This is a genomic window from Klebsiella sp. Lac1 (assembly GCF_009825425.1).
GTDB classification, from domain to species: Bacteria; Pseudomonadota; Gammaproteobacteria; order Enterobacterales; family Enterobacteriaceae; genus Klebsiella; species Klebsiella electrica.
The window spans coordinates 463,761-484,479 of the sequence record NZ_VJZJ01000004.1; the positions used below are offsets into that span (position 1 = coordinate 463,761).

Below are 20,719 nucleotides of genomic sequence, written 5' to 3' on the forward strand. Positions count from 1 at the left end.
ATTAAACATTTTAGAGTAAAGCGAATTAATTCCACTCATAAATTGTCTGTTTTCATCTTTTTGATATTAAAGATAAAAAATGAGCAGTTTTTATAAAACAACCGCGCATACAATGAAAACCTTTTATTGACATTTATAATAAATATTTAACATCCGTATGCCTTGCCAGTCGTTCGATTTTTAGCGTCCTGATATTTTCAATGTTGACTATTTTACCAGTAAACCAACCGTCAAAGTTAACCCTGGGATAACCCATGGTAAAAACATGGTTAAAAGGCGCCGCGAATCGCGCGCAGTGACATTTATTTTTGTAACATGCGGCGGTCTGATTTTTTTCACATTTTTTGATAAAAACTAAATCATTTTTGGCTTAATAACCACCAGGTGACGCTCCCCTTCCAGCGCAGGAACATGCAACCTGATAATCTCGCTGACGGTGTATCCTTCGGGAAGATTTGCCATTTCATCTTCCTGAGCCACTCCTTTCAACGCATAGAAACAGCCGGTTTCTGACGGCAGATGATGGCACCAGCTGACCATGTCGTTCAGCGAGGCAAATGCGCGGCTGATGACGCCATCGAACGGCGGTTCTGCGGGGAAATCTTCCACGCGGCTCTGTACCGGGGCGATATTCTCCAGTTTTAACTCATGCTGGACCTGGCGAAGAAAACGCACGCGCTTGCCGAGGCTGTCCAGCAGCGTGAAATGTGCTTGCGGGAGCACTATCGCCAGCGGGATTCCCGGCAGCCCTGGTCCTGTTCCAACGTCGATAAAACGCGTTCCCTGCAGGTACGGCGCAACAACAATGCTATCGAGGATATGGCGAATCAGCATCTCATTCGGATCGCGAACGGAAGTCAGATTGTAGGCTTTGTTCCACTTATCCAGCATGCCAACATAGGCCACCAGCTGGTTTTTCTGGTGATCGGTGAGCGAAATACCGGCCTCAGCCAGCAGACGAGAAAGTTTGTTGAGCACGTTCAGTACCTGTCCAGAAATAATGAGCCCGGAGGCGATGACGCTTACCGGGCCGGTGAATCAAAAAGGGCGGAGAAGCAGCCTGCTATCCGCCAAATTCCGCCTGTCGGGGCAATCAGGCGCTGCGGCGCAGCATCCCCTGCTTTTTCAACCAGACCAGCAAAATAGAAATCGCCGCTGGCGTGATGCCGGAAATACGCGAAGCCTGGCCGATTGAAGACGGTTTGTGATCGTTAAGCTTGGCAATCACTTCATTCGACAACCCGATCACCTGACGATAATCAAGCGTTGCCGGCAGGATCGTATTCTCATTACGCTGCTGTCTTTCGATCTCTTCCTGCTGACGAGCGATATATCCTTCGTACTTCACCTGGATCTCAACCTGCTCAGCAGCCTGCGCATCTTCCAGGCCCGGCGAGAACGGCGACAGCTGAACCAGCTGCTCATAGGTCATTTCCGGACGACGGAGCAAATCTTCCCCGCTCGCTTCGCGAGACAGTGGCGCAGACAGATGCGCATTGACTTGTTCCACGCTGTCTGCCGCCGGGTAAACCCAGGTGGATTTCAGACGTTGACGCTCAAGCTCAATGCTTTCCAGCTTCTCGTTGAATCGCGCCCAGCGTTCATCATCGACCAGACCCAGTTCGCGCCCCTGTTCCGTCAGACGCAGATCGGCATTATCTTCGCGCAGCATCAGACGATATTCGGCGCGTGAAGTAAACATCCGGTACGGTTCTTTGGTTCCCAGCGTACACAGATCGTCGACCAGCACACCGAGGTAGGCTTCTGAACGCGCCGGCGCCCAGCCCTCTTTTTCCGCTGAGAAACGACCGGCGTTCAGGCCGGCAAGCAGTCCCTGAGCAGCGGCTTCTTCGTAACCGGTGGTACCGTTAATCTGTCCGGCAAAGAACAGACCGTGGATATATTTGCTTTCCAGCGTCGGCTTCAGGTCACGCGGGTCGAAGAAATCGTACTCAATAGCGTAGCCTGGACGAACGATTCTGGCGTTCTCCATACCCTGCATTGAGCGAACAATCTGCATTTGTACGTCAAACGGCAGGCTGGTGGAGATACCGTTCGGATAAATTTCGTTAGAGGTCAGCCCTTCCGGCTCGAGGAAGATCTGGTGCTGGTTGCGATCGGCAAAGCGCATCACTTTATCTTCGATCGACGGGCAGTAGCGCGGACCGATCCCTTCAATCACCCCGGCATACATCGGGCTGCGATCGAGATTATTGCGGATCACATCGTGGGTTTTCTCGTTGGTATGGGTGATATAGCACGGTACCTGCTGCGGATGCTGAGCCGCATTGCCCATGAACGAGAAGACCGGCATGGGGTTATCACCATGCTGCTGCGCCAGAACGCTGAAATCGATGGTACGGGCGTCAATACGCGGCGGCGTCCCGGTTTTCAGGCGACTGACCCGCAGCGGCAGCTCACGTAAACGGCGAGAAAGCGGGATCGATGGCGGATCGCCTGCGCGGCCACCGCTGTAGTTATCCAGCCCGATATGGATCTTGCCGTCAAGGAAGGTGCCGACGGTCAGGACCACCGCTTTAGCGCGGAATTTCAGTCCCATCTGGGTAACGGCGCCGACAACCCGATCGTTTTCGACAATCAGATCCTCCACCGCCTGCTGGAAGATCATCAGATTTGGCTGGTTTTCCAGCGCCGTGCGCACCGCCTGACGATAGAGCACGCGGTCTGCCTGAGCTCGTGTCGCCCGTACCGCCGGGCCTTTGCTGGCGTTTAGTATCCTAAACTGAATGCCTGCCTGGTCGATCGCTTTCGCCATCAGTCCGCCAAGCGCATCCACTTCTTTTACCAGGTGTCCTTTCCCAATGCCGCCAATCGCCGGGTTGCAGCTCATCTGCCCCAGGGTGTCGATATTGTGTGTCAAAAGCAGGGTCTGCTGACCCATCCGCGCTGCGGCCATCGCGGCCTCAGTGCCTGCATGACCCCCGCCAATGATGATGACGTCAAAAGGATCCTGATAAAACATGGTGGTATGCCTCGCATAAAGCGGTTTGAAAATAGATTGAAGCCCGGGGCGTGGATTCTACTCAACTTTAGCCTTTCGAGAAAGCTCCGGGATCTTGAGTATTAAAAAGAAGATCTTTTATTTAGAGATCTGTTTTACTGTGATCTCTTATTAGGATCGAACCTTTCTGTGGATAAGCCCGATCTGCGGTTTAAGATCAAATATTTAAGAAGGATCACTATCTGTGAATGATCGGTGATCCTGTTCCGTATAAGCTGGGATCAAAATGAAGGGTTATACACAGGTCAAAAAGCAGCCACGGCTTATACTTTGGATAACTACCGGTTGATCAGAGCTTTTAAGTGTAGTTATCCACAGAATATCGAACGATCTTTACAAAACTTAGAGCAAATCTTTCCAGGATCCGACCCAAATCTCAGCCGGATCTTCTGGAATTTCATGTTCCAGGACATTTATCTTCAGCGTTTCGCCGAGCTGTTGTGCACCACATGCCTTCAATGCGCTGTCGATTTTGTCGATGGCGCCGCAGAAGGTGTCGTATTCGCGGCTGCCGATGCCGATGGCGCCAAAACGAACGGTGGACAGGTCTGCCTGCTTTTCCTGAAGCGCTTCATAGAACGGCAGCAGATTATCAGGGATATCCCCCGCGCCATGCGTAGAGGAGATAACTAACCAGATCCCCTCGGCCTGCAGATCCTCGATCAACGGACCGTGCTGGATTTCGGTGCTGTAGCCCGCCTCTTCCAGCTTTTCAGCCAGATGCTCCGCTACATATTCCGCACTGCCCAGGGTACTGCCGCTGATAAGCGTAATGTCTGCCATGATCGCCTGCTCAATTATTCAGAGTGGCACATTGTACGCTGTGTGAGAGCTGGGATCTACCTGTGGAAAATGTGGGATTAAAAAAGCCCGATCACGGGCGGATAGTCCGCATGATCGGGTTCTGCAGGGAGATCAGGGTCTCGGTGGACTGAATTTCATCGATTGTTTGGATCTTGTTGATAAGTACCTGCTGGAGAGCATCGATCGAGCGGCACATCACCTTAATAAAGATGCTGTAGTGCCCGGTGGTGTAATACGCCTCGGTCACCTCATCCAGCGCGTTCAACTTTTCCAGGGCGGAAGGGTAGTCTTTGGCGCTTTTAAGGATAATGCCGATAAAGCAGCAGACGTCGTAGCCGAGTTGTTTAGGGTTTACGTCAATGCGCGCGCCGGTGATGATACCCGCCTGTTTCATCTTCTCCACGCGAACATGAATCGTCCCCGGGCTGACGCCAAACTGTTTGGCCAGTTCAGCATAGGCGGTACGGGCATTGGTCATTAACGCTTCCAGAATGCCGCGGTCCAGATTGTCGATCTGATAATTTTCCATAGGTTTTTCTTATGATGTTTGAGGATTCTTTCTATATTAGCCATGTATTTTAATGAATTAAAAGTGAACATGGCTTTTTGTTGTTTGATTATTGAATTGGTAGCCATTTTTGTTGCTTAATCAATATCAACAGGACGCAGGAGCCATAAAAAATGAAAACCGCATACATCGCAAAACAACGCCAGATTAGTTTCGTTAAGTCTCACTTTTCCCGCCAGCTGGAAGAGAAACTTGGTCTGATTGAAGTCCAGGCGCCTATCTTAAGCCGCGTAGGAGACGGGACTCAGGACAACCTGTCTGGTTGCGAGAAAGCGGTTCAGGTGAAAGTGAAAACACTGCCAGACGCCCGGTTCGAAGTGGTTCATTCACTGGCGAAGTGGAAACGTCAAACCCTGGGACAACACGACTTCAGCGCGGGCGAAGGGCTGTACACGCACATGAAGGCCCTTCGCCCCGATGAAGACCGCCTGACCGCTATTCACTCTGTCTACGTTGACCAGTGGGACTGGGAGCGCGTGATGGGGGATGGCGAGCGCCATCTCGGTACGCTGAAATCCACCGTTGAGGCTATCTACGCCGGGATCAAAGCGACCGAAGCCGCAGTGAGCAAAGAGTTTGGTCTGGCACCGTTCCTGCCGGAATCGATCCACTTTGTCCACAGCCAGGAATTGCTGAGCCGTTTCCCGGATCTGGATGCCAAAGGCCGTGAGCGGGCGATCGCCAAACAGCTGGGTGCGGTATTTCTGATTGGGATTGGCGGCAAGTTATCCGACGGTAAGCGCCATGACGTTCGTGCCCCGGATTATGATGACTGGAGCAGCACGGGGGAGGGTGAATTTGCCGGTCTGAACGGCGATATCCTGGTGTGGAACCCGGTGCTGGAAGATGCGTTTGAGCTCTCTTCTATGGGGATCCGCGTGGATGCCGACGCACTCAAGCGTCAGCTGGCGGTCACCGGTGATGAAGATCGTCTCAAGCTGGAGTGGCACCAGGCGTTGCTGCGCGGTGAAATGCCGCAGACTATTGGCGGCGGCATTGGTCAATCCCGGCTTACCATGCTGCTGTTGCAGCTGGATCATATCGGCCAGGTACAGTGCGGCGTATGGCCGACGCAGGTACGTGAAAGCGTTGCCGCTCTGCTGTAACCATTAACGCCTCCAGCGTCGCAGCAGGCGGCTACGTAACCCGGTATCAAAGCGCCAGATATGATCGAAGATGCGCATTATGCCGGGTTTGCCATGTACAGACATCGCCACCGCATGAAAGCGATGATGATGCTTGCGCTGTAGCTCCCCCACCTTATTGATTACCTCGTCCGGCAGCCGCTGGGCAATAAAATCGGAAATCACCACCGCATCGGCATCGACCCACTGCGGATTTTGCATTCGCTCAATGATCGAACGGAAACAGCTGGCTAAATCCGTACCGCCGCGAAAACGCTGGCTCAGGAAGCGGATCGCCTGCTCCAGACCCTGCGGGCCCGTCAGCTCGTAATGCACGACTTCACTGGAGAAAAGCATAATAAAGCAGCGGCGATTGTCCGCCAGCGCCACCCGCATTAATGCCAGGCAAAATGCCTTGGCGCACTGTTCGTTGAAACCGCCCATCGAGCCGGAAGTATCGACGCAGACGATAAACGGTCCGCGCGGCTGCTCGTCAACATCTTGTCGGGTCACCGGCCTCTCGGTGATTTTTTCCCGCGAGGCGTCGCCATGTAAGCGATAGGTCAGCAGCTGCTTTTCTACCAGCTTACGATAGAACTCGAATTCCAGTTCAGTTATCCCCAGCGTCGCCAGCTCCGGCGGGAGCAGGCGCAGGATATCATCGCTCTGTTGCAGGCCATCAACCTGTTCCGGTACCGTTGCCGGCTCACGAACCAGGCTGCGAAAAGCTTCCATCGGCGCATCTTTTTTCGGCACCGATTTGGCTTCCCGCGAGCGGCCTAACTGTTCAGCCAGCTGCATCAGTTCCGGCTGCTGGCTGAGAAAGTCGCCGTAGCGAATGATCAGCTGATAGTCGCCGCGCTTCAGCTCGCCGGCGCTCATATCCCACAGCCGACCCGCGGCGTTATCGTTCTCCACCAGCACCGGCTCCAGCTGCCCGCTGAGGGTCATCCTCTCCTGGACTTCGCTCAGCAGCTGATCGCGTTCTTCATCCAGTAGCTGCTGGTTGAGTGTGGTTGCCTGCACCACCAGGCTCAGACGCCAGCGCTGTAAAAACAGGGTATGGAGCGCGGGCGTGAAGGTGGCATTGTTATCCACCAGCTGCTGCGCCTGGGCGGCAAACGGCGAGTGCAGTTGATGCAGCTGGCCAAGGATCTGTGGAAGCTGCACGATAAACTGCGAGGTGGAGAGCAGTTGCGAGCGCTGATAGTGCTGTACTTCAATATCCAGCTCAGGCGGGATTGACGTCTCTTTGAGTCGGGCTCTGACGGCCTCTCGCCAGCGCGGAATATCGGCGGCGATAATATTCTTCAGGCGCGGAAATTTTTCGAAGAACACGGCAAGCTGAGGAGAGGCCAGCAGCGCCAGCAGCATCTCTTCGATCATCCCCTCTTCGCTGACTGCCAGCATGACATTCAGCATATCCAGCGTCATGGCTGCCGCGCCTGTTTAATCTGCGCGCCGACGTCCTGCAGGCTGGCTTCAATACGTCCTAGCCAGTCGCCGGGAATAAACAGACATTTTTGCTGTTCGCTAAAGCGGTTATGTTGCTGGTGCCACTCGTCATCCAGCGCTTCCAGCTGCTGGCGGATTTCCACCGGCATGTTTTCTTGCGATTCGCTGCCGGGCAACGAAAGGCGGGAGCCTTGCAGGCTGACGTCGCGAACGACCAGATGCTGGCTGGCATCGACATCGATATTCAGCGGCTGGGCGAAACCAATGCCGTTAAGCTTGCCGCGGATTTCACCGCCTTTTTCCAGCCAGTGCGAGAGTTCTTCGCGGACGAAGGTAATATGAATCACTTCCATATCGTGCAGCTTAAGCGGCTGCTGGAGCAGCAGGGTCAGCGTGGTATCCTTGAGTTCAGACGGTAATTCATAATGCGGCTTACGGCTGAACATCCCGCCGAGGCGCGTGACCTTCAGCGCGGTTTTGTCACTGTGCTGCTGTTGGATTTGGATGCGTCTTTGGGTGATAGCGCCCAGTTTGCTCAGCATGGCCTGCTGCTGCCAGGCATGGCTGGTCATCAAGATTTCCAGCTGCTGCGCCATCAGGTTCATGCTTTCGATATCGTGCCACAGGCAATCTTTCAGCAAAATCAGGTCGATAGGGGCAATCGTATCCCGGCCGCTAAAGAAAGCGCTGGCCTGCAGCAGCCGAATGGCCTTTTTCCAGCGCCGATCCGAGACATACGGCGAACCGGGTAATGTATCCAGCTGCTGGCGGAGCTGAAAGATAAGTTCAAACACGCTATCCGTGAGCTTCACGGCGCTGATATCCTGCTGCCACTGCCGGAACTCTTCATCGCTGACCTGCAGGCTGGCGGGAACCGGGTTGCTGTTTTCATCCTGCTGGCTTACCAGCATCGAGCGGAAGTTCGTTTTGTCCTGGACCTTATCCAGCCATAAACGGATGAGCATGCGATCGTACAGCGCTTCAAGGCTGCTGTCCGTTTCCGGTAATTCGTTTGAAGCCGCCACCAGCAGGCGCATGGGGATTTTTTCTTCTTTCGCCCCGTTGCGAAAATGCCGTTCGTTGATTGCGGTCAGTAAGGTGTTGAGGATGGCCGGGCCGGCTTTCCAGATTTCGTCGAGGAAGACGATTTCGGCTTCCGGAAGATAGCCTGTCGTCAGGCGCTCGTAGCGCCCTTCATCCTTCAGCGCCTGGATGGAGAGTGGGCCAAAAACTTCTTCTGGAGTGGAAAAGCGGGTCATCAGATATTCAAAGGCGCGGGCTTGCTGAAAGGCGAATTTGAGGCGGCGGGCGATCAGGCTTTTAGCGATGCCCGGCGGACCGAGTAAAAAAACGCTTTCGCCGCTGAGGGCGGCAAGCAGGCAGAGTCGTATCGCGTGACTGCGTTCGAACAAGCCTTTTTCGAGGGAGGCGCTGAGCCGGGAAATTCTTTCTGCCAGTAAATGTGATTGAGCCATAATTGAGTTGCGTGCTTTTTCATGTGTCGTTATTGATTCGAGTATAGATGTTTGATTAGGGATGGTAATAGCCTGAAGAATCGATTTATTTTCTTTGAGTCAGGTTAATATGATGTTAGTTAGGGGTACGATTCAGCAAATAATCGTGCATACTGTGCGCTTTTTGTGGGCCAAGGGACTAGGCACACATTTGTTTTATAAACGAAAAGACTAGTCTATGAGCACTGATAATAAGCAATCGCTGCCAGCAATAACGCTGGCGGCTATCGGCGTGGTATACGGAGATATCGGTACCAGTCCGCTGTATACACTTCGGGAATGTCTGTCTGGTCAGTTTGGCTTTGGCGTTGAACGTGATGCTGTTTTTGGCTTTCTGTCGCTAATATTCTGGCTGTTGATCTTTACCGTATCACTCAAATATATCACCTTTGTCATGCGCGCAGATAACGCCGGTGAAGGGGGGATCCTGACGCTGATGTCGCTGGCGGGCCGCAATACGTCCGCGCGAATGACGTCGGTTCTGGTGATTCTTGGCCTGATCGGCGGCAGCTTCTTCTATGGCGAAGTGGTGATTACGCCGGCGATTTCGGTCATGTCGGCGATTGAAGGGCTGGAAATTATCGCCCCTGATCTGGATACCTGGATTGTCCCCATCTCCATTATCGTGTTGACGCTGCTGTTTGCTATCCAGAAGCACGGTACCGGTATGGTCGGCAAGCTGTTTGCGCCGATTATGCTGATTTGGTTCCTGCTGCTGGCGGTGCTGGGCGCGCGCAGCATTATCGCCAACCCGGAAGTGCTGCAGGCGCTAAACCCTTACTGGGCGGTTCATTTCTTCCTTGAATATAAAACCGTCTCTTTTGTTGCGCTGGGCGCGGTAGTGCTGTCCATTACCGGTGTCGAAGCGCTGTATGCGGATATGGGGCACTTTGGCAAACTACCGATTCGCCTGGCCTGGTTTTCAGTGGTACTGCCCTCGCTGGTGCTGAACTACTTTGGTCAGGGGGCGCTGCTGTTACAGCACCCGGAAGCGATCAAAAACCCCTTCTTCCTGCTGGCCCCTGAATGGGCGCTGATTCCGATGCTGATTATTGCCGCGCTGGCGACGGTTATCGCCTCGCAGGCGGTCATTTCCGGGGTCTTCTCGCTGACTCGCCAGGCGGTCCGTCTGGGATATCTGTCGCCGATGCGGATTATTCATACCTCGGAAATGGAGTCCGGACAGATTTATATTCCGTTCATCAACTGGCTGCTGTATGTCTCGGTGGTCATCGTGATTATCAACTTCGAACACTCTTCGAACCTGGCTGCGGCGTACGGGATCGCGGTAACGGGAACCATGGTGCTGACCACGATTCTCTTCACTACGGTTGCGCGTAAAAACTGGCACTGGAATAAGTTCTTTGTGGCGTTGTTCTTTATTGCCTTTATGAGCATTGATTTTCCGCTGTTCTCGGCCAACCTCGATAAGATTGTTTCCGGCGGCTGGCTGCCGTTAACGCTGGGTCTGGTGATGTTCACCGTGATGACGACCTGGAAAAGCGAACGTTTCCGTCTGCTGCGTCGGATGCATGAACACGGTAACTCTCTGGAAGCGATGATCTCTTCCCTGGAGAAATCACCGCCGGTTCGCGTACCGGGAACCGCCGTGTATATGTCCCGTGCGTTGAACGTGATTCCTTTTGCGCTGCTGCATAACCTCAAGCACAACAAGGTGCTGCACGAACGCGTGATTCTGCTGACGCTGCGTACTGAAGACGCGCCTTATGTGCATAACGTTCGTCGCGTGCAGATTGAGCAGATTTCACCGTCTTTCTGGCGCGTGGTCGCCAGCTACGGCTGGCGCGAAACGCCAAACGTGGAAGAGGTGTTCCATCGCTGCGGGCTGGAAGGTCTGAGCTGCCGGATGATGGAGACCTCGTTCTTTATGTCGCATGAGTCGTTGATTATCGGCAAACGGCCTTGGTATTTGCGTCTGCGCGGAAAACTGTACCTCCTGCTGCAGCGTAACGCCCTGAGGGCGCCGGATCAGTTTGAAATCCCGCCAAACCGGGTAATTGAACTCGGTACCCAGGTCGAAATCTGATGCTCTGAAGCCCTTCCTCGTGAAGGGCTTTTTTTGCTTTTTTACCCCGCTTCACTTTTCCTTCCCGGCGTTTGCGAAACGTTTCGATGGCGATCACATTTCTCTCTTCTGGTGATGGTTTTTCGTGCGCGTATTGACAATACTTATGACAGCGAAACGTTTCGCTAGTGGAGCAAAAGAGAAAAATGAAAAAAGGCACCGTACTTAACGCTGATATTTCTTCGGTTATCTCCCGCCTGGGTCATACCGATACGCTGGTGGTCTGCGATGCCGGTTTACCGGTTCCCCGCAGCAGCGCGCGCATCGATATGGCATTAACCCATGGCGTTCCCTCCTTTATGCAGGTTCTGGAGGTGGTAACGGCGGAAATGCAGGTTGAGGCGGCGATCCTCGCGGAAGAGATAAAGACTCACAATCCGCAGCTCCATGCGACGTTGCTCACTCACCTTGAGCTGCTGCAGCAATACCAGGGAAATACCATTGACATTCGTTACACCAGTCATGAGCAGTTTAAAAAACAAACCGCAGACAGTCAGGCGGTGATTCGCAGCGGGGAGTGTTCCCCGTATGCGAACGTTATTCTCTGTGCCGGCGTCACGTTCTGAGGTCGCCGATATGGAAGCCTTATTGCAATTAAAAGGGATCGATAAAGCGTTCCCTGGCGTGAAGGCGCTCTCCGGCGCCTCGCTCAATGTCTATGCTGGCCGCGTAATGGCGCTGGTCGGCGAAAACGGCGCCGGCAAATCCACGATGATGAAGGTGCTGACCGGGATCTATACCCGCGATGCCGGCTCACTGCTGTGGCTCGGCAAAGAGATCACCTTCAACGGACCGAAATCCTCCCAGGAAGCCGGTATCGGCATTATTCATCAGGAACTCAACCTGATCCCACAGCTGACGATCGCGGAAAACATTTTCCTCGGTCGTGAGTTCGTCAACCGGTTTGGCAAAATCGACTGGAAAACGATGTATGCCGAAGCCGACAAACTGCTGGCGAAGCTGAACTTACGCTTTAACAGCCAGAAACTGGTGGGCGATCTGTCGATTGGCGATCAGCAGATGGTTGAAATCGCCAAGGTGCTGAGCTTTGAGTCGAAGGTCATCATTATGGATGAACCCACGGACGCATTGACCGATACCGAAACGGAATCTCTGTTCCGCGTCATCCGCGAGCTGAAAGCGCAGGGGCGCGGGATTGTCTATATCTCTCACCGTATGAAAGAGATCTTCGAGATTTGTGATGATGTGACGGTTTTTCGCGACGGGCAGTTTATCGCCGAGCGCGAGGTGGCCAGTCTGAATGAAGATCTGCTGATCGAAATGATGGTTGGCCGCAAGCTGGAGGATCAGTACCCGCATCTCGATAAAGCGCCGGGGGCGGTTCGCCTGAAAGTAGACAATCTGTGCGGGCCGGGCGTTGAAAATGTGACCTTTTCCCTTCGTCAGGGTGAAATTCTCGGCGTCGCCGGGCTGATGGGGGCTGGCCGCACGGAGTTGATGAAGGTGCTGTACGGCGCATTGCCGCGCACCAGCGGTTCCGTCACGCTCGATGGCCATGAAGTGGTGACCCGTTCCCCTCAGGATGGGCTGGCAAACGGGATTGTCTATATCTCTGAAGACCGCAAGCGCGATGGCTTAGTGCTCGGTATGTCGGTGAAAGAAAACATGTCATTAACGGCGCTGCGCTATTTCAGCCATGCCGGTGGCCGCCTGAAGCACAAAGATGAGCAGCAGGCGGTAGGCGATTTTATTCGCCTGTTCAATGTGAAAACGCCGTCAATGGAACAGGCGATAGGCCTGCTCTCCGGCGGTAACCAGCAAAAAGTGGCCATCGCCCGCGGGCTGATGACGCGGCCGAAGGTGTTGATCCTTGATGAACCGACTCGCGGCGTGGACGTGGGGGCGAAGAAAGAAATCTATCAGCTGATCAACCAGTTTAAAGCCGATGGTCTGAGCATCATTCTGGTCTCTTCGGAGATGCCGGAAGTGCTGGGCATGAGCGATCGCATCATGGTGATGCATGAAGGGCATCTCGGCGGTGAGTTCACACGCGAGCAGGCCACCCAGGAAGTATTGATGGCTGCCGCTGTGGGCAAGCTTAACCGTGTGAATCAGGAGTAAAAAAGATGACAACCCAGGCTGTTACTGGTCGCCGCTATTTCACCAAAGCATGGCTGATGGAGCAAAAGTCGTTGATTGCCCTGCTGGTGCTGATAGCGATTGTTTCGACCATGAGCCCCAACTTTTTTACCGTTAATAACCTCTTCAATATCCTGCAACAAACGTCGGTCAACGCCATTATGGCCGTCGGAATGACGCTGGTCATTCTGACTTCAGGGATCGACCTGTCCGTCGGGTCCCTGTTGGCGCTGACCGGCGCGGTTGCGGCATCGATTGTGGGGCTGGAGGTGAATGCGCTGGTGGCGATTGCCGCAGCGCTTGCCTTAGGCGCGGCAATTGGCGCGGTGACCGGCGTGATTGTGGCGAAAGGGCGTGTGCAGGCCTTTATCGCCACCCTGGTAATGATGCTGCTCCTGCGCGGGGTGACGATGGTTTACACCAACGGTAGTCCGGTGAATACCGGGTTTACTGATAACGCCGACCTGTTTGGCTGGTTTGGTATCGGTCGCCCGTTAGGGGTGCCGACGCCGGTGTGGATTATGGCAATCGTCTTTCTGGCGGCCTGGTACATGCTGCACCATACGCGGCTGGGTCGTTATATCTACGCGTTGGGTGGTAACGAGGCGGCGACCCGTTTATCCGGTATCAGCGTCAATAAAGTAAAAATCATTGTCTATTCGTTATGCGGCCTGCTGGCTTCGCTGGCGGGGATTATCGAAGTGGCACGCCTCTCTTCCGCGCAGCCGACGGCGGGTACCGGCTATGAACTGGATGCTATCGCGGCGGTCGTGCTCGGCGGCACCAGTCTGGCGGGGGGGAAGGGGCGTATTGTCGGTACTTTAATTGGTGCGTTGATCCTTGGCTTCCTGAACAACGGTTTGAATCTATTAGGCGTTTCTTCCTATTACCAGATGATCGTGAAAGCGGTGGTAATTTTGCTGGCGGTGCTGGTAGACAACAAAAAGCAGTAACTAAGAACTCTACAGGACATCTTAACTATGAATATGAAAAAACTGGCGACCCTGGTCTCTGCTGTGGCTCTCAGTGCAACCGTCAGCGCCAACGCGATGGCGAAAGATACCATCGCTCTGGTTATCTCTACCCTGAATAACCCGTTCTTTGTTTCTCTGAAAGAGGGGGCGCAGAAAGAAGCTGACAAACTGGGCTACAACCTGGTGGTACTGGATTCGCAGAACAACCCGGCGAAAGAGCTGGCGAACGTGCAGGATTTAACGGTACGTGGCGCGAAGCTGCTGCTGATTAACCCTACCGACTCTGATGCGGTAGGTAACGCGGTGAAGATGGCTAACCAGGCCAAAATCCCGGTCATTACCCTCGACCGTCAGGCTTCGAAAGGCGACGTGGTCAGCCATATCGCGTCTGATAACGTGCTGGGCGGTAAGATGGCCGGCGACTATATTGCGAAGAAAGTCGGTGAAGGCGCGAAAGTGATTGAACTGCAGGGTATTGCCGGGACCTCTGCGGCTCGTGAACGTGGTGAGGGCTTTAAGCAGGCCGTTGCCGCGCACAAATTCAACGTTCTGGCCAGCCAGCCGGCGGACTTCGACCGTACCAAAGGTCTGAACGTCATGCAGAACCTGCTGACCGCTCATCCTGATGTGAAAGCGGTGTTTGCGCAGAACGATGAAATGGCGCTGGGTGCGCTGCGCGCATTACAAACGGCGGGCAAATCCGATGTGATGGTGGTTGGATTTGACGGTACTCCGGATGGCGAAAAAGCGGTAAATAGTGGCAAACTGGCAGCGACCATCGCTCAGTTGCCAGAGCAGATCGGCGTGAAAGGCGTGGAGACTGCTGATAAAGTGCTGAAGGGTGAGAAAGTGGACGCCAGCTATCCGGTTGAGCTGAAACTGGTCATTAAGCAGTAATATGCGATTCGGACCGGAAACGGTCCGAGGGACAACATAAAAAGAAAAGCAGGGCATGCGCCACCGGAGTCCGGTGGCGCGCTTTCCCGGGAACAGAAATAATGAAAACCTCAGGCAAACTTGTCGTCCTTGGCAGCATCAATGCCGATCACATTCTTAACCTTGAATCTTTCCCGACGCCGGGCGAAACCGTCACCGGCCAGCATTATCAGGTGGCTTTCGGCGGTAAAGGGGCGAACCAGGCCGTCGCCGCCGGGCGAAGCGGCGCGGATATTGCGTTTATTGCCTGTACCGGCGATGACGATATCGGCGAACGCGTTCGCCGCCAGCTGGAGCGCGATCGGATCGATGTTGCGCCGGTGCGTGCGGTAAAAGAGCAATCGACCGGCGTGGCGCTGATTTTTGTTAACGCCGAAGGTGAGAATGTCATCGGTATTCATGCCGGCGCTAACGCCGCGCTCTCTGTCGGGCAGGTTGCGGCGGAAGAAGCGCGTATAGCGGGCGCCCAGGCGCTGCTGATGCAGCTGGAGTCACCGCTGGAAAGCGTGCTGGCGGCGGCAAAAATCGCCCATCAGCATCAAACCACCGTTGTGCTCAACCCGGCGCCGGCGCGCGCCCTGTCCGATGAGCTGCTTTCGCTGATAGATATTATTACGCCTAACGAAACCGAAGCTGAAAAGCTGACCGGCATCCGCGTTGAGAACGATGACGATGCGGCTAAGGCGGCCCGTGCGCTGCATGAAAAAGGCATTGGTATCGTGATGATTACGCTTGGCAGCCGGGGCGTATGGGTCAGTCGCGAAGGTCAGGGCCGGCGGATTCCCGGTTTTAAAGTGCAGGCCATCGATACCATTGCCGCGGGTGATACCTTTAATGGCGCCTTTGTGACGGCCTTACTGGAAGGAACTGCGCTGGACGAAGCGATTCGTTTTGCCCATGCCGCGGCGGCGATTGCCGTTACCCGCAAAGGCGCACAGCCTTCCGTACCATGGCGAGAAGAAATCGACGAGTTTTTACGTCAACAGGGGTAACGTTTGGCTACCATGAAGGATGTAGCCCGCGAAGCGGGCGTTTCCACTTCAACAGTTTCTCACGTCATTAATAAAGATCGCTTCGTCAGTGAAGCGATTACGGCCAAAGTTGATGCGGCGATTAAAAACCTTAACTATGCGCCGTCTGCGCTGGCGCGCAGCCTCAAATTAAACCAGACCCGGACCATCGGCATGCTGATCACCGCCAGTTCCAATCCGTTTTATTCGGAACTGGTGCGCGGCGTGGAGCGCAGCTGTTTTGAGCGCGGCTATAGTCTGGTGCTGTGTAACACTGAAGGCGATGAGCAGCGCATGAACCGCAATCTTGAGACGCTGATGCAAAAACGCGTCGACGGTTTGCTGCTGCTGTGTACCGAAACGCATCAGCCTTCACCGGAAATTATGCAGCGCTACCCGTCAGTCCCTACGGTGATGATGGACTGGGCGCCGTTCGACGGCGATAGCGATCTGATTCAGGACAACTCGCTGCTGGGCGGCGATATGGCAACCCAATATCTGATTGATAAAGGATATACCCGCGTCGCCTGTATTGCCGGACCGCTGGATAAAACGCCGTCGCGCCTGCGTCTGGAGGGGTATCACGCGGCGATGGCGCGCGCCGGACTGCCGGTGGCGGAAGGTTATGTCATTACCAGTGATTTCGAGTTCGGCGGCGGATTTAGCGCCATGCAAAAGCTGCTCGCCTTACCCGAGCGGCCGCAGGCGGTCTTTGTCGGTAACGATGCGATGGCCGTTGGGGCCTATCAATCGTTGTATCAGGCCGGGTTACGGATTCCGCAGGATATGGCGCTGGTGGGATATGACGATATTGAACTGGCGCGCTATATGACGCCGCCGCTGACGACTATCCATCAGCCAAAAGATGAACTGGGCGAACTGGCCATCGACGTACTGATTCATCGCATGGCCGACCCGGGTCAGAAACAGCAGCGCGTTCAGCTCACCCCGGAGCTGGTTGTTCGCGGCTCCGTTTAACCCTTATGCCGCTCTTTAATCAGATTGCGGCCGTCTTTCGCTCTTAACAGTATAAATGTCAGCGCCGAAACCACGGTAATCACCCCCATCGTAATAAAGGTGTAGTGAAACTGCTCGACGGTACTGGCATTGCCGAACCCTTCATAAAAACGTAGCACTGCCGCACTAATGGCGACCCCGAGGCTAATGGATAGCTGTTGCGTCACGGCCAGCAGGCTATTGCCGCTACTGGCGTTATCATCGGTTAAATCGGCCAGCGTGATGGTATTCATCGATGTGAACTGGGTAGACATGGCCATCCCCAGTACAAACAGCGGCAGTAAAAGCATCCAGATGGGCATTTCCGGGGACTGGAATGCGAACTGGGCAATCATCAGTCCGATAAAAATGGTGACGCTGACCAGGGTTTTCCGATAGCCGAGCCAGCGTAAAATCTGCGTCACGGTCGATTTCGCGATAATCGACCCGATTGCGGTGGGGGCTATCATGCAGCCTGCGACGATCGCCGGATAGCCAAAACCGACCTGCAACATCAAGGGCATCAGAAACGGCACACAGCCGGTACCCAGACGCGTCGCCAGATTACCGGCAATACCGACCGAAAAGGTGCGCGTCTTAAATAAAGAAAGCGAGATCAGCGGCGCCGGGTGGCGACGCGCGTGGCGGATATAGGCCAGCAGTAGCATGACGCTGAGGGCAATGACCGAAAGGGCTATCCAGGTTGCGACGATTTTCTCGCCAAACAGTTCGATGCCGCTGGAAAACAGTACCAGACTCAACCCAAACAACAGAAAACCGGTGATATCGAAACGCCGGCGCGGCGTGGTGAAATTCGGCATACATTTACGCGCGTAAAGTATCCCGATAATGCCGATAGGAATATTAATGAGGAAAATCCAGTGCCAGCTGGCCCAGGTGACCAGCACTCCGCCGAGTACCGGCCCAAGAATAGGGCCAACCAGTCCGGGCATGGTGACGAAGTTCAGTACCGGGAGCAGTTCGCTGCGCGGGTAGGCTCTTAATAATGCCAGGCGCGCCACCGGCATCATCATGGCGCCGCCTGTCCCTTGAATCACGCGAAAGATAACCAGCTCCATTAATGAACTGGAGAGGGCGCAGGCCAGCGAACCGAGCGTAAACAGGCCAACGGCAATGATAAACACCTTACGGGTGCCGAAGCGGTCTGCTAACCAGCCGCTGACCGGGATAAGCATGGCGACGGTTAATGTGTAGCTGATAATGGCGGACTGCATGGCCAACGGAGAACGGTTAAGGCTATGCGCAATGGCGGGAAGGGCGGTGTTGAGAATGGTGGCGTCCAGCGCCTGCATAAAAAAAGCCATGGCGGCAATCCACGGCAGTCCGGCCATACTGCGTCCTTTCTTTTCGCTCATGCGGAACCCTTGTTACTTGCCTGAATGGTTTGGTGCGTTCAATAACGTCTGGCAGGCGCTAAGCGCGCGCGGGCCATCGCTATCCTGGATAGCGTCGACAATGGCCTGGTGGAGATCCAGCTTTACCACTTCGTTCTGAGTAATAGAGGTGAAGTAGGTGTGGTAGACCGAATGAAACAGAGAAGCGAAAGCGATCAGGAACGGATTTCCGCTCATTTCATAAATGTGCTCATGCCAGGCCATATCGACTTCTATCCAGCGTTCGCGCAGAAAGCGTTTTTTTAACTGCCCCATCTCTTCCATTAAGGTATTGAGCTGCGCCTTTTGTTCTGCGTTACCAAAGGTAGCCGCCAGAAAACAGGCCTGAGGCTCCAGGCTGCTACGCATAACCAGGAAATGGTTCACCACCTCTTCAAAGTTATCTTCCGTTAACCACCATGAAAGCAGTTCCTTATCGAGGAAGTTCCAGCTACTGCGTGGCATGACCCGGGTACCGATACGCGGGCGCGGCAACAGCATCCCTTTGGCGGTAAGTGTTTTAACCGCTTCACGTACCGCGGTGCGACTCACGCCAAACTGTTCGCCCAATTCCATTTCGCCTGGAAGAATACTTTCCGGCGGGTATTCGCCGGTCAGGATTTTTTGAGCCAGCTTCTCTGCTAATACCCAGGAGATGTTCTTTTGTGCCGCCAGTTGCTGTGCGCTTAAAGACATAGATGCCGTTCCTTTCTCTTTTTATCTGTATCAGTATGCCATCTGGTGGACTGTTTCGTTGGTTAAAACAGCAAAACGCTGGTTTTTTGCCACGTTATGCGCTGTTTTGGTGAAAAAAGAGACGGTTGAAAAGTTTTTTTTAAACAGGGCTTGTCAACGTCTCAGAACTCCCTATAATGCGCCTCCACTGACACGGAACAACGGCTTACAGGCCGCCGGGTTAGCGGGGTTCAGCGATGAGCACCGACAGAGAAAAGCAAAAATAAATGCTTGACTTTGAAAGAGGAAAGCGTAATATACGCCACCTCGCGACAGAGCGCTAAAGCGCGTCGCAACTGCTCTTTAACAATTTATCAGACAATCTGTGTGGGCACTCAAAGTGACATGGATTCTTAACGTCCTCGGACGAAAAATGAATACCAAGTCTCAGTGAGTGAACATACGTAATTCATTACGAAGTTTAATTCATGAGCATCAAACTTAAATTGAAGAGTTTGATCATGGCTCAGATTGAACGCTGGCGGCAGGCCTAACACATGCAAGTCGAACGGTAGCACAGAGAGCTTGCTCTCGGGTGACGAGTGGCGGACGGGTGAGTAATGTCTGGGAAACTGCCTGATGGAGGGGGATAACTACTGGAAACGGTAGCTAATACCGCATAACGTCGCAAGACCAAAGTGGGGGACCTTCGGGCCTCATGCCATCAGATGTGCCCAGATGGGATTAGCTAGTAGGTGGGGTAACGGCTCACCTAGGCGACGATCCCTAGCTGGTCTGAGAGGATGACCAGCCACACTGGAACTGAGACACGGTCCAGACTCCTACGGGAGGCAGCAGTGGGGAATATTGCACAATGGGCGCAAGCCTGATGCAGCCATGCCGCGTGTATGAAGAAGGCCTTCGGGTTGTAAAGTACTTTCAGCGAGGAGGAAGGCGGTGAGGTTAATAACCTCATCGATTGACGTTACTCGCAGAAGAAGCACCGGCTAACTCCGTGCCAGCAGCCGCGGTAATACGGAGGGTGCAAGCGTTAATCGGAATTACTGGGCGTAAAGCGCACGCAGGCGGTCTGTTAAGTCAGATGTGAAATCCCCGGGCTCAACCTGGGAACTGCATTTGAAACTGGCAGGCTTGAGTCTTGTAGAGGGGGGTAGAATTCCAGGTGTAGCGGTGAAATGCGTAGAGATCTGGAGGAATACCGGTGGCGAAGGCGGCCCCCTGGACAAAGACTGACGCTCAGGTGCGAAAGCGTGGGGAGCAAACAGGATTAGATACCCTGGTAGTCCACGCTGTAAACGATGTCGACTTGGAGGTTGTTCCCTTGAGGAGTGGCTTCCGGAGCTAACGCGTTAAGTCGACCGCCTGGGGAGTACGGCCGCAAGGTTAAAACTCAAATGAATTGACGGGGGCCCGCACAAGCGGTGGAGCATGTGGTTTAATTCGATGCAACGCGAAGAACCTTACCTACTCTTGACATCCAGAGAACTTAGCAGAGATGCTTTGGTGCCTTCGGGAACTCTGAGACAGGTGCTGCATGGCTGTCGTCAGCTCGTGTTGTGAAATGTTGGGTTAAGTCCCGCAACGAGCGCAACCCTTATCCTTTGTTGCCAGCGATTTGGTCGGGAACTCAAAGGAGACTGCCAGTGATAAACTGGAGGAAGGTGGGGATGACGTCAAGTCATCATGGCCCTTACGAGTAGGGCTACACACGTGCTACAATGGCATATACAAAGAGAAGCGACCTCGCGAGAGCAAGCGGACCTCATAAAGTATGTCGTAGTCCGGATTGGAGTCTGCAACTCGACTCCATGAAGTCGGAATCGCTAGTAATCGTAGATCAGAATGCTACGGTGAATACGTTCCCGGGCCTTGTACACACCGCCCGTCACACCATGGGAGTGGGTTGCAAAAGAAGTAGGTAGCTTAACCTTCGGGAGGGCGCTTACCACTTTGTGATTCATGACTGGGGTGAAGTCGTAACAAGGTAACCGTAGGGGAACCTGCGGTTGGATCACCTCCTTACCTGAAAGAACCTGCCTT

General features: G+C 54.0%; 16 protein-coding genes and 1 rRNA gene. 9 read left to right on the forward strand and 8 right to left on the reverse strand.

Annotated elements, in window-relative coordinates; translation table 11 throughout:
• Positions 1-354 precede the first annotated feature (354 nt).
• The 4 genes from rsmG to asnC form a co-directional block, all read right to left on the reverse strand.
• A complete protein-coding gene (rsmG, locus tag FNY10_RS24645; RefSeq protein WP_131050136.1) occupies positions 355-978 on the reverse strand; it encodes a 16S rRNA (guanine(527)-N(7))-methyltransferase RsmG in 624 nt (207 codons plus the stop codon).
• Positions 979-1,093: 115 nt separating this feature from the next.
• Positions 1,094-2,983, reverse strand: coding sequence for a tRNA uridine-5-carboxymethylaminomethyl(34) synthesis enzyme MnmG (gene mnmG, locus FNY10_RS24650; RefSeq protein WP_100684569.1), 1,890 nt, complete (start codon positions 2,981-2,983; stop codon positions 1,094-1,096).
• A gap of 381 nt (positions 2,984-3,364) precedes the next feature.
• Entirely contained in the window at positions 3,365-3,805 is a 441-nt protein-coding gene (mioC, locus tag FNY10_RS24655) for an FMN-binding protein MioC (protein WP_131050135.1), read from the reverse strand.
• A 91-nt stretch (positions 3,806-3,896) separates the two neighbouring features.
• Positions 3,897-4,355: a transcriptional regulator AsnC gene (gene asnC, locus FNY10_RS24660; protein WP_100684567.1), complete on the reverse strand. Its 459-nt coding sequence runs from the start codon at positions 4,353-4,355 to the stop codon at positions 3,897-3,899.
• Positions 4,356-4,507: 152 nt separating this feature from the next.
• On the opposite strand from asnC, the gene asnA reads away from it, so the two are divergent.
• Positions 4,508-5,500: an aspartate--ammonia ligase gene (asnA, locus tag FNY10_RS24665; RefSeq protein WP_142255817.1), complete on the forward strand. Its 993-nt coding sequence runs from the start codon at positions 4,508-4,510 to the stop codon at positions 5,498-5,500.
• 3 nt (positions 5,501-5,503) lie between these two features.
• On the opposite strand, the gene viaA is transcribed toward asnA, so the two are convergent.
• Positions 5,504-6,952 (reverse strand): ATPase RavA stimulator ViaA, encoded by a 1,449-nt coding sequence (viaA, locus tag FNY10_RS24670; RefSeq protein WP_160704134.1) that lies wholly within the window; start codon positions 6,950-6,952, stop codon positions 5,504-5,506.
• Positions 6,949-8,448 (reverse strand): ATPase RavA, encoded by a 1,500-nt coding sequence (ravA, locus tag FNY10_RS24675; protein ID WP_100684564.1) that lies wholly within the window; start codon positions 8,446-8,448, stop codon positions 6,949-6,951. Before ravA ends, viaA begins: the two co-directional genes overlap by 4 nt.
• A gap of 217 nt (positions 8,449-8,665) precedes the next feature.
• Here ravA and kup point away from each other — a divergent pair, with 217 nt between their 5' ends.
• The 7 genes from kup (at position 8,666) to rbsR (ending at position 16,571) form a co-directional block, all read left to right on the forward strand.
• Positions 8,666-10,534: a low affinity potassium transporter Kup gene (kup, locus tag FNY10_RS24680; RefSeq protein WP_100684563.1), complete on the forward strand. Its 1,869-nt coding sequence runs from the start codon at positions 8,666-8,668 to the stop codon at positions 10,532-10,534.
• A 185-nt stretch (positions 10,535-10,719) separates the two neighbouring features.
• Entirely contained in the window at positions 10,720-11,139 is a 420-nt protein-coding gene (gene rbsD, locus FNY10_RS24685) for a D-ribose pyranase (protein ID WP_131050132.1), read from the forward strand.
• Positions 11,140-11,149: 10 nt separating this feature from the next.
• A complete protein-coding gene (gene rbsA, locus FNY10_RS24690; protein WP_142255815.1) occupies positions 11,150-12,655 on the forward strand; it encodes a ribose ABC transporter ATP-binding protein RbsA in 1,506 nt (501 codons plus the stop codon).
• Positions 12,656-12,660: 5 nt separating this feature from the next.
• The gene (gene rbsC / locus FNY10_RS24695; protein WP_004869245.1) at positions 12,661-13,626 is read left to right on the forward strand and encodes a ribose ABC transporter permease; all 966 of its coding nucleotides are present in this window, start codon (positions 12,661-12,663) and stop codon (positions 13,624-13,626) included.
• A gap of 27 nt (positions 13,627-13,653) precedes the next feature.
• Positions 13,654-14,544, forward strand: a complete 891-nt coding sequence (gene rbsB / locus FNY10_RS24700; protein ID WP_100684560.1) for a ribose ABC transporter substrate-binding protein RbsB — start codon at positions 13,654-13,656, stop codon at positions 14,542-14,544.
• A 98-nt stretch (positions 14,545-14,642) separates the two neighbouring features.
• On the forward strand, positions 14,643-15,575 hold the full coding sequence (gene rbsK, locus FNY10_RS24705; protein WP_160704457.1) for a ribokinase: 933 nt from the start codon (positions 14,643-14,645) through the stop codon (positions 15,573-15,575).
• A gap of 12 nt (positions 15,576-15,587) precedes the next feature.
• Entirely contained in the window at positions 15,588-16,571 is a 984-nt protein-coding gene (gene rbsR, locus FNY10_RS24710; protein ID WP_160704455.1) for a ribose operon transcriptional repressor RbsR, read from the forward strand.
• Here the strand turns inward: rbsR and mdtD are convergent.
• Together mdtD and FNY10_RS24720 are read right to left on the reverse strand one after the other, a co-directional pair.
• Positions 16,568-17,965, reverse strand: coding sequence for a multidrug transporter subunit MdtD (gene mdtD, locus FNY10_RS24715; protein ID WP_131050128.1), 1,398 nt, complete (start codon positions 17,963-17,965; stop codon positions 16,568-16,570). The two genes, rbsR and mdtD, sit on opposite strands and share 4 nt — an antisense overlap.
• Positions 17,966-17,977: 12 nt before the next feature.
• Positions 17,978-18,679, reverse strand: a complete 702-nt coding sequence (locus FNY10_RS24720; RefSeq protein WP_131050127.1) for a FadR/GntR family transcriptional regulator — start codon at positions 18,677-18,679, stop codon at positions 17,978-17,980.
• A gap of 482 nt (positions 18,680-19,161) precedes the next feature.
• Between FNY10_RS24720 and FNY10_RS24725 the strand changes: the two genes are divergently transcribed.
• Positions 19,162-20,701, forward strand: a 16S ribosomal RNA gene (locus FNY10_RS24725).
• The last annotated feature ends 18 nt before the right edge of the window (positions 20,702-20,719 follow it).

Bases quoted from the DNA above. Each gene is read 5' to 3' on its own strand.
- rbsB (WP_100684560.1), top strand. From the start codon at position 13,654: ATGAATATGAAAAAACTGGCGACCCTGGTCTCTGCTGTGGCTCTCAGT.
- mdtD (WP_131050128.1), bottom strand. From the start codon at position 17,965: ATGAGCGAAAAGAAAGGACGCAGTATGGCCGGACTGCCGTGGATTGCC.
- ravA (WP_100684564.1), bottom strand. From the start codon at position 8,448: ATGGCTCAATCACATTTACTGGCAGAAAGAATTTCCCGGCTCAGCGCC.
- asnA (WP_142255817.1), top strand. From the start codon at position 4,508: ATGAAAACCGCATACATCGCAAAACAACGCCAGATTAGTTTCGTTAAG.
- FNY10_RS24720 (WP_131050127.1), bottom strand. From the start codon at position 18,679: ATGTCTTTAAGCGCACAGCAACTGGCGGCACAAAAGAACATCTCCTGG.
- asnC (WP_100684567.1), bottom strand. From the start codon at position 4,355: ATGGAAAATTATCAGATCGACAATCTGGACCGCGGCATTCTGGAAGCG.
- rbsD (WP_131050132.1), top strand. From the start codon at position 10,720: ATGAAAAAAGGCACCGTACTTAACGCTGATATTTCTTCGGTTATCTCC.
- rbsR (WP_160704455.1), top strand. From the start codon at position 15,588: ATGAAGGATGTAGCCCGCGAAGCGGGCGTTTCCACTTCAACAGTTTCT.
- mioC (WP_131050135.1), bottom strand. From the start codon at position 3,805: ATGGCAGACATTACGCTTATCAGCGGCAGTACCCTGGGCAGTGCGGAA.
- rbsC (WP_004869245.1), top strand. From the start codon at position 12,661: ATGACAACCCAGGCTGTTACTGGTCGCCGCTATTTCACCAAAGCATGG.
- mnmG (WP_100684569.1), bottom strand. From the start codon at position 2,983: ATGTTTTATCAGGATCCTTTTGACGTCATCATCATTGGCGGGGGTCAT.
- kup (WP_100684563.1), top strand. From the start codon at position 8,666: ATGAGCACTGATAATAAGCAATCGCTGCCAGCAATAACGCTGGCGGCT.
- viaA (WP_160704134.1), bottom strand. From the start codon at position 6,952: ATGACGCTGGATATGCTGAATGTCATGCTGGCAGTCAGCGAAGAGGGG.
- rbsA (WP_142255815.1), top strand. From the start codon at position 11,150: ATGGAAGCCTTATTGCAATTAAAAGGGATCGATAAAGCGTTCCCTGGC.